The sequence below is a fragment of the Gemmatimonadota bacterium genome (assembly GCA_009838645.1).
Taxonomy (GTDB): Bacteria; JAAXHH01; JAAXHH01; order JAAXHH01; family JAAXHH01; genus JAAXHH01.
Genome location: VXRC01000036.1, coordinates 22,480 through 32,710, shown reverse-complemented (window position 1 = coordinate 32,710; position 10,231 = coordinate 22,480). Strand labels below are relative to the sequence as shown.

The following is a 10,231-nucleotide window of genomic DNA, read 5'->3' as shown; positions in this document are numbered from 1 at the left end:
CTCCCCACCCGCTCCAGCCTCTCCTGCATCGTCGGATGGGTACCCAGCTTCGCCAGGAACTTTCGCGGCGGTTTCAGCTGGTCGTTGATTTGATGCAGCCGGTAAAGGGCCTGCTTGTACAGGTCGATGCCCACCCACAGGGCTGCGGTCCCGTCCGCCTGAAATTCGTTCCGCCTCGAAAGCGGGAACAGGACGAGGAACATAAGCAGGTAGATATTCACTAAGTTTATTCCGGAAAACACCCACATTTTCCAGGATTCTTCGAGCGAGTCGAAGTAGGCGTAGTAGTCGATCAAACTCAGGAGTATCTGGACGGCGAGGGTCCAGAGCAAGAGGACCAGGAACATCCAGGGCGCGTGCCGGTGCCGCCCATGGGCCAGTTCATGCGCCAGGGCCGCCATGATCTCTCCTTCGCTCATTCGCTCCAGGAGTTTGTCGGTAAAGAAGATGCACTGTGCCTTGCGGAACAGGCCGGCCACGACGGCGTTGACCGTCTTGCCTTTTATGGCGTAGATCTTCTCGACCCTGATGTCCATCCCGGTCACGGATATCAAGTGCTTCACGGCGCGGTCCATCCGCTCGTCCTTCAGCTCGTTGCCGCGAAATAGGAGACGTATGATGTAGGGCGCGCAGCTGAACGAACAGGCATTGCCGATGGCCACGGCCACGACGACCAGGATGATGAACGGGATCGATCCCGCCTCCGTGAATCCAGGCGCCAGCTCCTCCAGGGTACTGCGCATTGCAATCAGAGAAGTCAGGACGACCAACAAACCGATCATCGTGCCGACCATGGCCATGACCATTATCAGGCCGCCTTCGACCAGCTTCTCGCGCCAGTTCAACCGGATCGTATCGTCAACGGCCTGGTCCGCCTGGTCAGGGCCGTCTTCAGGTGTCCGCTCGTTTCCCAACGGATAGTTTTGTCCGGCTTTTTGCACGTGTATCCTCCCGGCTATGTACATTGGAACGAATTCACATAACTTAGAATGGGTTAAGTATATTGTCAAAAACGACAAACGTTTGCAAGTCGTTTATTTCAGAAGGCCAGGACGACGGACCGGTCGCGCGGCCACAATCGCTTGACATGAGCCGTTTTTAGCCCCTTTGTCATGGGTGCCGGGCCGTCGATCAAACACCATCGTGCGTCCGGCCGGGCGAGCGTGCAAAACGGGCGTCATGAACATGGCGGACACCATGGATCGAGCCAGGGAGCGCCAACTGTGAAATGGACCTCGGCGAAGGCCATCGTCCTCCTTCCGGCGGCGGCTACGATCTATGTCCCGGCCGTGATCTTGTGGGTATTGGCCGATACACCGGGCGCGCTGTCGCCGGTGGAGCCCAACCAGTTCCGCTTCTGGGTCGGGATCGCGATGGCGTTGGACGGCCTGGTCCTGGCCGCGTGGACCATGTCGCTGTTCGACCGGATCGGGAAGGGCACGCCGGCGCCGTGGGCCCCGCCCGAGAAGCTGGTCGTCCTCGGCCCCTATTGCCACGTGCGCAATCCCATGAATTCGGGCATGCTGCTCATCCTCGGCGCCGAAGCCCTGCTCTTCGGCTCATGGCACCTGGCGGGCTGGATGTGCGTGTTCTTCGCGGTGTGCGCGATCTACTTCCCGCTCTGCGAGGAACCGGGCCTGGAGCGCCGGTTCGGTGAACCCTACCGGCTGTACAAGGCGAACGTACCGCGCTGGATACCGAGGATACGGCCGTGGGAGGGGCAGTGAATTGGATGGAACTAACTTACCGGGAGCGTAAATGGCCATCATCGAGGACGTGAACGGCGTGCTCAGCCGGATCAACGATATGGATCTGCATATCCGCATCGTCAAGGGCACGGAATCGAAATCCATCAAATACGACAGCGATCCGGAAATCGAGATCAACTGGGCGGTCGCGAACGACTGGGACGGCATACCCGAAGAGATCGGTTTCTGGATCATCTTTACGAAGGACTGGGTGTTTGACGATACGCAGAAGTTCTACGACGTGATTTTCAACACGGTCCGGGGGAACCTGAACCTCCGAAGGTGGATAAAACTGGAACCCATTTACAGCAACGAACACCTGCTCGAAGGAAAGTTCTACATCGTGGCGATCGTCGCGGATGTGCTGATGAATGACGAGGTGCGACGGCAAGCCGTCGAGAACCGCCAATGACCTTCCGTGAGGTACAAGATGGATGGGAAATCCGGTGGCCTGACGCTTCTGTCTTCCAGGAGATGCTTCCTCTCGAAGGCCAGTTTCCTCTTTAAGTCCGGATTCCGCGTCATCCTTCTCCGCCCCGCCATTCGCACCACCTTGTCTTGCATCATTCTTCCGCTCTTCATATTGTCGCTCTTCATTCTGTCGCTCACAGCCTGCGGCCCTTCCACCGATCAACCCGCAGCCACGTCCGACTGCGTGACCTGCCACCAGGACGCCACCCCCGGCATCGTCACGGACTGGGAACTCAGCACCCACAGCACGAACGGCGTGGACTGCGTCATGTGTCACGGCGGCGACCACCGCACGGAGGAGGACGTGGCCCTGGCCGGCGTCGCCACGCCGGACGTGTGCGCCACGTGCCATCCCATCCAGGTGGAGCAGTTCGCGGGGGGCAAGCACTCCCTCGCCTGGACCAGCATGAACGCCATGCCGACGACCCACTTCCTGCCCATGGCCCTGACCGAGGGCATGAAGGGTTGCGGCGGATGCCACCGTATCGGCCTCAAGACCGAGGAGGAAATCAAGACGATCAAGGCGCAGGACGGGCTGTTCGGCCTGTCGTCCTGCGACGTCTGCCATACCCGCCATCTCTTCTCGGTGAAGGAAGCCCGGGAGCCCCAGGCGTGCAGGACGTGCCACATGGGGTTCGACCATCCCCAGTGGGAGATGTACTCATCCTCCAAGCACGGCGTGCGACACCTGCTCAAGCAGAACGGCACGCTGCCGGAACATGCCCAGGCGCCCACCTGCCAGACCTGCCACATGCCCCAAGGTGATCATGGCGTGCGGACCGCGTGGGGGTTCCTGGCCGTCCGCCTGCCCCTGCCGGAAGACCCGCGGTGGGCGGAGGACCGGACCACCATCCTCCAGGCGCTCGGCGTGCTGGACCCCGCGGGCAACCCCACCCCTCGCCTGGAAGTGGTCAGGCAGGCCGACGTGGCCCGGCTGACCCAGGCGGACTGGCAGCGGGAGCGCGACCGCATGACCGGGATTTGCGAGCAGTGCCATTCGGGCAATCTCGTGCGTGCGGAACTCGAAAAGGGCGACGAGATGATCCGCGAGACCGACCGGCTCCTGGCCGAGGCCGTCCGTATCGTCGGAGCGCTGTACCGGGACGGGATACTGGTCCGCCCGGAACACTATGCATACGACTATCCCGACCTGCTGGCCTTCCACGACGCGCCTTCGAGGATCGAGCAGCGGCTCTTCAGGATGCACCTGGAACACCGCATGCGGGCGTTCCAGGGCACCTTCCACAACAACCCGGATTACGCGCTGTGGTACGGCTGGAGCGAAATGGTGCAGGACCTGGCCGAGATCAGGGCGCTCGACCGGGAACTTCGTGAAGACGCTGGCCGACGCGCGACGTTGGAGTAAGCGGCCGGGGACAGGAGTCGAACCGAGTGGCCGGACTGACAGGATTCACCATCACCCTGATCTTCCTGGCGGCCGTCACGCTGGCCATGATCGCGGTCATCCTGCGGCGGCCCGACCTCACCGCCTCGGCCGGCGGCATGTTATTCGCCTTCTTCACGTTCTTCATGCTGCCCGGCGTGGCGCTGCTCGGCGGCACCGTGCAGCATTACGAGCAGGCCAAGTCGACCGAGTTCTGCGTTTCCTGCCACGTCAATAAACCCTTCGAAGAGAGCCTGTATATCGACGACGGGCGGTTTCTGCCCGCCGCCCATTTCCAGAACAGGCGGATCCCCGCGGACCGCGCCTGCTACGCGTGCCATTCGGACTACACGATGTTCGGGGACGTTGACGACAAGATCCGGGGCGTCCGGCACGTCTGGCACAACGTCTGGGGGACGTGGTCGGAGCCGGTCGCGCTGTACGAGCCATTCGAGAACACGGCTTGTCTCGAATGCCATGCGGGCGCGCGGACGTACGAGGAGCATCCGGACCACCGCCCCTATCTGGGCGAACTCCTCGACGGCACAAGGTCATGCGTAACCTGCCACAACCTGGTGCACGAGGTGGACAAGCTGGACCGGTTCGGACGATGGCAACCTGAGGCGGGAGAGTGAGCGGCATCGCGGCCGGACGCGGAAGAGTGAGATGATCCGCGCCGGCGCGGATTCGAGGTGACGAGATGAATGGTTCGCGGGAGTTCGTCGAGCGAAATGGAAGGGTCGGACGTCTTCACATGGCGGGCGGGCTGATCGCGGCGGGCCTCGTCGTGGAACTGGCGACCCTGTTCTGGATCCACCCGGTCTCGATGACCCTGTTCCTGTATTTGGGGGCCGTGCTCGTCCTCGCGGGCATGGCGGTTTTCCTGTGGTCCGTCGTCAGCGGTTCCCGGTGATCTTTAATCTTCTCGCTTCTCCTCTACGATTTGGATCAAGTTGCCGCATGTATCGTCGAAGACCGCGCAAATGACCGTCCCGAGGTCGGTTGGCGGCTGCACGAATCGCACTCCTTTTGCCAGAAGACGCTCGTGTTCGGCTTCAACTTCGTCGACTGCGAAGGCGGTATAGGGGATACCGTCCTCCACAAGAGCCTTCTTGAACGGACGCGCCGCGGGATGGGCATCAGGTTCGAGCACCAATTCCGTCCCCTCCGGATCTTCCTCGGATACCATGGTGATCCAGGCGTATTCTCCAAGGGGAATGTTATGCTTCAACTGGAAGCCAAGCGTTTCCGTGTAAAAGCGAAGCGCCTTCTGCTGGTCGTCTACCATGACGCTGGTCGCGTGGATTCTCATTTCTCGATGCCCTCCTTCATTGATTGTGAAGTGTCCTCGTCTGCTGAGACGGGCCACCTCTCCCCGATTGCCTTCAGTGGGGCGCCTACGAACCAGTGAAGCTTCGACCTTCCCTCGAACTTCGTGCGAATGAGTCCGGCGGCCTCCAAAATGTCCAGGTGTTGTGAGATCGCCTGGCGCGAGGAGTGGATGCCGTGTTTCATAATCAGGCGCCCACAGAGTTCGAAGAGCGTTTGCCCCGACCGTTCCACGAGCTCATCCAGGATGACCCGCCTGGTTCGGTCAGCGATTGCGCGGTAAACATCCACATCACTCATAATAGGCAAGTGCTCACTTGCATGTCAACTCCTTAATTCACGGATCCCCAAACGGGTGCAGATCAATGGGCGTGAACACGCCGTAAAATCCGTACTTGACGCCCGACCGGTCTCCTTTGCCGGGCGGGAAGTACTCCTCGATGAGGGCCAGCAGCCGGTGGTTGAATTCGGCGGCCTGGACTTCCGACAGCCGTGCGCGGTTGTGGTTGATCGACACCTGGAAGGAAGGTCCGTACATCCCTTCGGCCGCTTCGCGGAATGCCTGGTTGAACTGGCCGGCCACGTCTGCCGGGATGGCCTCCCCTGGCTGGCTGTCCCCCGTGGCGGGACTGCCCTCCGTACCCTGGCCGTCCCCCGTGTCCCGGTCGTCACCCGGTCCGAATGAATCATCTCCATTCCGACCCTCATGCTCCGCCCGGACGCGGATCACTCCCGCCGTGGGCAGACACCGCCATTTCCGGGTATCTTCCGCCCCATCACCCTCCAGGCGTACGACGCCCGTCTCTTCCAGCCTTTGAATGTGGTACAGCACCCGGGCATCCGTTACATCAAGGGCTTCTGAAATCTCCGTAACCGACTTCCCCGCTTCCAGGATCTCGAGGATACGCCAGCGTAGAGGATCGAGGATGACATATGCGCGATTGTCTTCGATGATGAGTTCTTTAGCTCCCTGAGACTCGATTGCAAAGGTGACTTCATGCCAGGTGGTCATGTTGTTGCTCCTTCATACATGCCCTTGTCGGACATCTTTCGCTGTAGAAGGCGATCGATTCCTTCGGACTGGTATCCTGTTACAAGATCCTATACACAGTGCAAGTGTGGATTTAATCTGTAGGGTCTACAGTCATTTCCTGTTCTGCTTTGTAAAGACTCATAATCGTACCATTGGCCAATAGAATAACCGCAATAGAGGCGATCATTACGCCGGAGACTACAAAAACCAACTCTACGAACTCATCAACAAACATGCCGGCAATCGCGTAAGAAACCGGTTCCAAGCCAATCGAGGCAACCATGATAAGACTCATCACCCTTCCGATGATGTCAGAGGGAACAACCCTTTGAATCCATGCGAAGACAACTACGTTACCATAGGCCATAACCATACCCATGATGGCAATGACGAGCAGGAAAAACACCACGTGATGATTCAGACCTAGCGAGATCATACCCAAACCGACAATCGCAGGAACGGCAAATAGTATGATACTGCGGCTTTTAAATCTTTTGACAGATCCCGCGATGAACATGCCTGCCAATCCGGAACCACTATACGCCGCAAGTAAGATTCCAAAATTCAACGCGCCACTGTCAAACACGGTGTTAGACAATGTGGCTAGTCCTATGATAAAGGGGCCGCTCATGGAGAAGTTAAGCACAACAATCACTAACAAGACTGCACGCAAAAAAGGATCTCGCCATGCAAACAGAATACCTGTGCGAATGTCTCTAAAAACTGCCCTGACGGTACGTACTTCCTCCTGATTTGTGTATTCGGATTTTTGACGCCTAACTCGGATCACGGACAGGGCTGCCGCCCCGATGGCGAAGGTTGCGGCGTCAATACTAAAGGCGACTGATGCGCCGAATGTTGCAACGATCAGACCTGCGATTGCCGGACCCACCATGCCACAAAACCGGGAAGAGCCCTGCATAAGTCCATTGGCAGCCTCAAGGTTCTTTCCGTTTGTAGTCAAAGGGATAAGAGACATAAACGCCGGATATGACAAGGCACCAATGAATCCGAAGATTACGGCGAATACATAAAGCATGCCGAGTGAAACCACTTCCGTGTTAATCAGAAAGATGAATATAACCAGCAGAACGGCCCGTATTAAATTGGCGTACAGTGCGATTTTCTTCGGTGACCACCAATCGCTGATCGCCCCGCCTACCAACATGAAGACCGATCTTGGTATGGAGGAAACAGCAAGGACAGTGGCCATCGCAAATCCTGATTCGAAAACCTCATAAGTCAACCAGATGATGGCGATGAAATGAATGCGATCCCCGAGGAATGACAAAGTCTCACTGAACCACAACATTCTAAAGTCGCGGTTCAATAACGGCTTCCAGATTTCAAGATTAGTGATCTTTAACAGTTGTCTGGAGATCGTCTGGAGTATCGGCATGGATTTCCGAACTGAATTACAGCATCAAGGTGATTAGGACTTCTTCGCCGTCACCATATACGAACCGTACTTTCGATCGCGGAACCAGGCGGCCGCTTTCGGGTATCTTTCGCTGTAGAAGGCGACCGATTCCTTGACCCATTCGGATTCGACCCGATCAAAACCCACGGCTTTCAGGCAGTCCAGGGTCGGTTCCAGGTAATTCCGCGGTCCGATCGGCAGGAAATCGGGATGGCGCCGGTCGTCTTCGGCGGTGTGTCGAGCGGTGCAAAAAGACGTCTGTACCGCGAGTCGGCCGTCCGGACGCAACACGCGGTAACACTCCTGGAAGATCTTCTTCACATCTCCGGTGAAGGGCAAGGCCCCCTGGCTCCATACCACGTCGAAGCTGTGGTCCTCGAAGGGCATTTCGGCCGCATCCCCGTACTTGAAACGCACCTTGTCCAGCAGGCCCATCAATCGCGTACGGACGGTCGCTATGAGCAGCCGGTCGTATTCGCGGTCCAGTCCGACCACCGAACAGCCCCATGCTTCCGTCAGGTGCCTGGCCGGTCCGCCCGCGCCGCACCCCGCGTCCAGCAGCAGGTCTCCCGATGAAAGGCCGATCCGCTCAGCCATGCGCACCGTGGCCTGTTGCCCGCCGCAGTGATAACCCGCGTCTCCCCGCAGTTCGTCTTCCGTGTTCCGGAAGAGTCCGATATCGATGGATTCGTCCTTGAACGTGGCCAGACGCTCAAGGAAACCATCCCTGTCAAGCAACCCTTTCTCTTCGAGCAGGTCGACGATACCCAGAAGCAGGAGACTGTTGGTCTGCGTCCAGGTTTCCTGTCTGTCTTTTGATTCCATGTTATCAATATACTTTCAAAATCATCAACATGCCGCCTAATTGGGATATGTTAGTTGGTATGAGTTAAGATTGTACAGGCGCATCGTTCAGTGTTCTGCCCGGTTTATCCGGCAGCTGATCGGGGGTATCATGAACAGGCAACATTCGTACGAGGTCGGCGTAACATGGACGGGTAACCAGGGCGAGGGCACGAGCACGTACAAGGCCTATACGCGGGATTACGACATCGCCTGCGAGGGCAAGCCGGTGATCAAGGGCTCCGCGGATCCCGGCTATCTTGGCGACGCCGCGCGCCATAATCCGGAGGACATGCTGCTGGCTTCTCTTTCGGCCTGCCACATGCTCTGGTATCTGCATCTCTGCACGGTGAGCAAGGTCGTGGTGACCGCCTACGAAGACCGCGCGGAAGGCGTGCTGGAACTGAATCAGGACGGCTCGGGCCAGTTCGCGCGCGTGACCCTCAGGCCCCGCGTTACGATTTCGGCGGAGAGCGACGCGGCCACCGCGGAGCGACTGCACGAACGGGCCAACGCCATGTGCTTCATCGCCAGGTCCGTGAATTGCCCGGTGGATCACGAGGCGGAGACGGTCATTGGCTAGTGTGTGGCAGTTGAGTAGGTGTACGGTAGACAGGTGGAGCTGGATGTATCGAGCCTGAGAAATGTAAATTCAATCATTTTATTGGCACAATTAACGTTAATTGTGTCAACGAATGTACTCATATTAAGTGTTACAAATGAACTTGGAATACACCGCAGTAGTGAAACACACTGGCGAATGGTGGATTGGCTGGATTGAGGAAGTGCCTGGTGTCAATTGCCAGGAACGTACCCACCAGGAATTACGGCAAAGTCTCGTCGAATCGCTTTCAGAAGCATTGGAATTCAACAAGCGCGAGGCCCTGGCTGCCAGGGGAAGCGAATCATGAGCCGTTACCTTATCGTTATAGAAAAGACCGGAACCGGATTCTCGGCGTATTCACCTGACCTTACAGGTTGCGTATCAACTGGTACTACACGGTCTGAAGTAGAATCGAACATGAAGGAAGCGATCGAGTTTCATCTCGACGGGATGAAAGAAGAAGGGTATCCCATACCCGAGCCCACAGCGAAATCGACTTACCTTGAAATAGCCCATTAACGCATGATTGCCATTCCATAAGCCGCTCCCGACACACTTCTGTAATTTCCCACTCCACTACACCACGAATGGCGCTCACCTGTTCCAACCTCCAATTTCCTAAAAACTGCTTGACATAACAGACAAATGTCTGTTTTATGGATTTTCAGGCGCTCATTTTGGCGCGATTCGGTGCGTTTTGACGCGCCGCCCCGTTTTCCTCATCCCCGGATCGCGAGGAGACCATCATGGCCTACACATCGCCTGGGAAGACCAGGGAGAAGATCTACGATTTCGTGCGGGAGCGGATCTTGAGCGGGACCCCGCCCACGACCCGGGACGTGCAGCGCGCATTCGGGTTCCGTGCGGTCCAGTCCGCCCGCCAGCACCTGGAGAAGTTGGTGTTCGAGGGAAAGCTCGCCAAGGTGGACGGCAGGTCCCGGGGTTACCGGCTGCCGGAGTTCGGCAAGGCCAGTCCCACCCAGTTGATCGCCATGCTGGGGCGCGTACAGGCGGGCGAGCTGACCGAGGCCATGGAGGATCCGCCGGAATACATCATGGTGCAGACGCGTTTCGACGACGATGAGCTTTTCGCCCTGACCGTGGAGGGGGAGAGCATGCTTCATGCCGGCATCCTGCCGGGGGACATGGTGATCGTGCGCCGGCAGCCGACGGCCAGTCCGGGGGACATCGTGGTGGCCCTGGTGGGCGACGAGGCGACGGTCAAGCGGTACCGGGAGCGGGACGGCCGCGTCGAGCTGCATCCGGAGAACGAGGCCTTCGACCCGATCATCCCCCGGGAGGACGGCGCGCCCTTTTCGCTGCTGGGCAAGGTCATCGAGATACGGCGGACCGTTGAATAGGACGGCCAGCCCGGCGCGTCGAGTAACACATCGCACAC

Annotated in this window: 15 protein-coding genes; 9 read left to right on the top strand and 6 right to left on the bottom strand. The window is 58.3% G+C overall.

Going from position 1 to position 10,231, the window contains the following annotated elements:
• Positions 1–965: M48 family metalloprotease (locus tag F4Y38_10345; protein ID MXY49673.1), on the bottom strand; the 965-nt coding region annotated here is incomplete at its 3' end.
• A 147-nt stretch (positions 966–1,112) separates the two neighbouring features.
• Between F4Y38_10345 and F4Y38_10340 the strand changes: the two genes are divergently transcribed.
• The 5 genes from F4Y38_10340 (at position 1,113) to F4Y38_10320 (ending at position 4,516) form a co-directional block, all read left to right on the top strand.
• Positions 1,113–1,727 (top strand): isoprenylcysteine carboxylmethyltransferase family protein, encoded by a 615-nt coding sequence (locus F4Y38_10340; protein ID MXY49672.1) that lies wholly within the window; start codon positions 1,113–1,115, stop codon positions 1,725–1,727.
• A gap of 31 nt (positions 1,728–1,758) precedes the next feature.
• Positions 1,759–2,160, top strand: a complete 402-nt coding sequence (locus F4Y38_10335; protein ID MXY49671.1) for a hypothetical protein — start codon at positions 1,759–1,761, stop codon at positions 2,158–2,160.
• Positions 2,161–2,178: 18 nt separating this feature from the next.
• Positions 2,179–3,585: a cytochrome C gene (locus F4Y38_10330; GenBank protein ID MXY49670.1), complete on the top strand. Its 1,407-nt coding sequence runs from the start codon at positions 2,179–2,181 to the stop codon at positions 3,583–3,585.
• Positions 3,586–3,611: 26 nt separating this feature from the next.
• Positions 3,612–4,238 carry a hypothetical protein gene (locus F4Y38_10325; protein MXY49669.1) on the top strand — a complete coding sequence of 209 codons (627 nt, stop codon included), beginning with the start codon at positions 3,612–3,614 and terminating at the stop codon, positions 4,236–4,238.
• Positions 4,239–4,303: 65 nt separating this feature from the next.
• On the top strand, positions 4,304–4,516 hold the full coding sequence (locus F4Y38_10320) for a hypothetical protein (GenBank protein MXY49668.1): 213 nt from the start codon (positions 4,304–4,306) through the stop codon (positions 4,514–4,516).
• Positions 4,517–4,519: 3 nt separating this feature from the next.
• On the opposite strand, the gene F4Y38_10315 is transcribed toward F4Y38_10320, so the two are convergent.
• The 5 genes from F4Y38_10315 to F4Y38_10295 all read right to left on the bottom strand — a co-directional run bounded on the left by F4Y38_10315 (position 4,520) and on the right by F4Y38_10295 (position 8,210).
• Entirely contained in the window at positions 4,520–4,915 is a 396-nt protein-coding gene (locus F4Y38_10315) for a VOC family protein (protein MXY49667.1), read from the bottom strand.
• On the bottom strand, positions 4,912–5,232 hold the full coding sequence (locus tag F4Y38_10310) for a helix-turn-helix transcriptional regulator (protein ID MXY49666.1): 321 nt from the start codon (positions 5,230–5,232) through the stop codon (positions 4,912–4,914). The genes F4Y38_10315 and F4Y38_10310 overlap by 4 nt, the downstream gene beginning before the upstream one ends.
• Before the next feature lie 37 nt (positions 5,233–5,269).
• Entirely contained in the window at positions 5,270–5,944 is a 675-nt protein-coding gene (locus tag F4Y38_10305; GenBank protein ID MXY49665.1) for a winged helix-turn-helix transcriptional regulator, read from the bottom strand.
• Positions 5,945–6,056: 112 nt separating this feature from the next.
• A complete protein-coding gene (locus F4Y38_10300; protein ID MXY49664.1) occupies positions 6,057–7,364 on the bottom strand; it encodes an MFS transporter in 1,308 nt (435 codons plus the stop codon).
• Between the two features lie 33 nt (positions 7,365–7,397).
• Positions 7,398–8,210 (bottom strand): class I SAM-dependent methyltransferase, encoded by an 813-nt coding sequence (locus F4Y38_10295; protein MXY49663.1) that lies wholly within the window; start codon positions 8,208–8,210, stop codon positions 7,398–7,400.
• A gap of 127 nt (positions 8,211–8,337) precedes the next feature.
• On the opposite strand from F4Y38_10295, the gene F4Y38_10290 reads away from it, so the two are divergent.
• The 4 genes from F4Y38_10290 to lexA all read left to right on the top strand — a co-directional run bounded on the left by F4Y38_10290 (position 8,338) and on the right by lexA (position 10,193).
• The gene (locus tag F4Y38_10290; GenBank protein ID MXY49662.1) at positions 8,338–8,811 is read left to right on the top strand and encodes an OsmC family peroxiredoxin; all 474 of its coding nucleotides are present in this window, start codon (positions 8,338–8,340) and stop codon (positions 8,809–8,811) included.
• A 136-nt stretch (positions 8,812–8,947) separates the two neighbouring features.
• Entirely contained in the window at positions 8,948–9,139 is a 192-nt protein-coding gene (locus tag F4Y38_10285; GenBank protein ID MXY49661.1) for a type II toxin-antitoxin system HicB family antitoxin, read from the top strand.
• On the top strand, positions 9,136–9,351 hold the full coding sequence (locus F4Y38_10280; protein ID MXY49660.1) for a type II toxin-antitoxin system HicB family antitoxin: 216 nt from the start codon (positions 9,136–9,138) through the stop codon (positions 9,349–9,351). The genes F4Y38_10285 and F4Y38_10280 overlap by 4 nt, the downstream gene beginning before the upstream one ends.
• 227 nt (positions 9,352–9,578) lie before the next feature.
• Complete coding sequence (gene lexA / locus F4Y38_10275) at positions 9,579–10,193, top strand: repressor LexA (GenBank protein ID MXY49659.1); 615 nt, start codon at positions 9,579–9,581, stop codon at positions 10,191–10,193.
• Positions 10,194–10,231: the final 38 nt, after the last annotated feature.

Bases quoted from the DNA above. Each gene is read 5' to 3' on its own strand.
- F4Y38_10340 (MXY49672.1), top strand. From the start codon at position 1,113: ATGGGTGCCGGGCCGTCGATCAAACACCATCGTGCGTCCGGCCGGGCG.
- F4Y38_10335 (MXY49671.1), top strand. From the start codon at position 1,759: ATGGCCATCATCGAGGACGTGAACGGCGTGCTCAGCCGGATCAACGAT.
- F4Y38_10330 (MXY49670.1), top strand. From the start codon at position 2,179: ATGGATGGGAAATCCGGTGGCCTGACGCTTCTGTCTTCCAGGAGATGC.
- F4Y38_10320 (MXY49668.1), top strand. From the start codon at position 4,304: ATGAATGGTTCGCGGGAGTTCGTCGAGCGAAATGGAAGGGTCGGACGT.
- F4Y38_10315 (MXY49667.1), bottom strand. From the start codon at position 4,915: ATGAGAATCCACGCGACCAGCGTCATGGTAGACGACCAGCAGAAGGCG.
- F4Y38_10310 (MXY49666.1), bottom strand. From the start codon at position 5,232: ATGAGTGATGTGGATGTTTACCGCGCAATCGCTGACCGAACCAGGCGG.
- F4Y38_10305 (MXY49665.1), bottom strand. From the start codon at position 5,944: ATGACCACCTGGCATGAAGTCACCTTTGCAATCGAGTCTCAGGGAGCT.
- F4Y38_10300 (MXY49664.1), bottom strand. From the start codon at position 7,364: ATGCCGATACTCCAGACGATCTCCAGACAACTGTTAAAGATCACTAAT.
- F4Y38_10295 (MXY49663.1), bottom strand. From the start codon at position 8,210: ATGGAATCAAAAGACAGACAGGAAACCTGGACGCAGACCAACAGTCTC.
- F4Y38_10285 (MXY49661.1), top strand. From the start codon at position 8,948: ATGAACTTGGAATACACCGCAGTAGTGAAACACACTGGCGAATGGTGG.
- F4Y38_10280 (MXY49660.1), top strand. From the start codon at position 9,136: ATGAGCCGTTACCTTATCGTTATAGAAAAGACCGGAACCGGATTCTCG.
- lexA (MXY49659.1), top strand. From the start codon at position 9,579: ATGGCCTACACATCGCCTGGGAAGACCAGGGAGAAGATCTACGATTTC.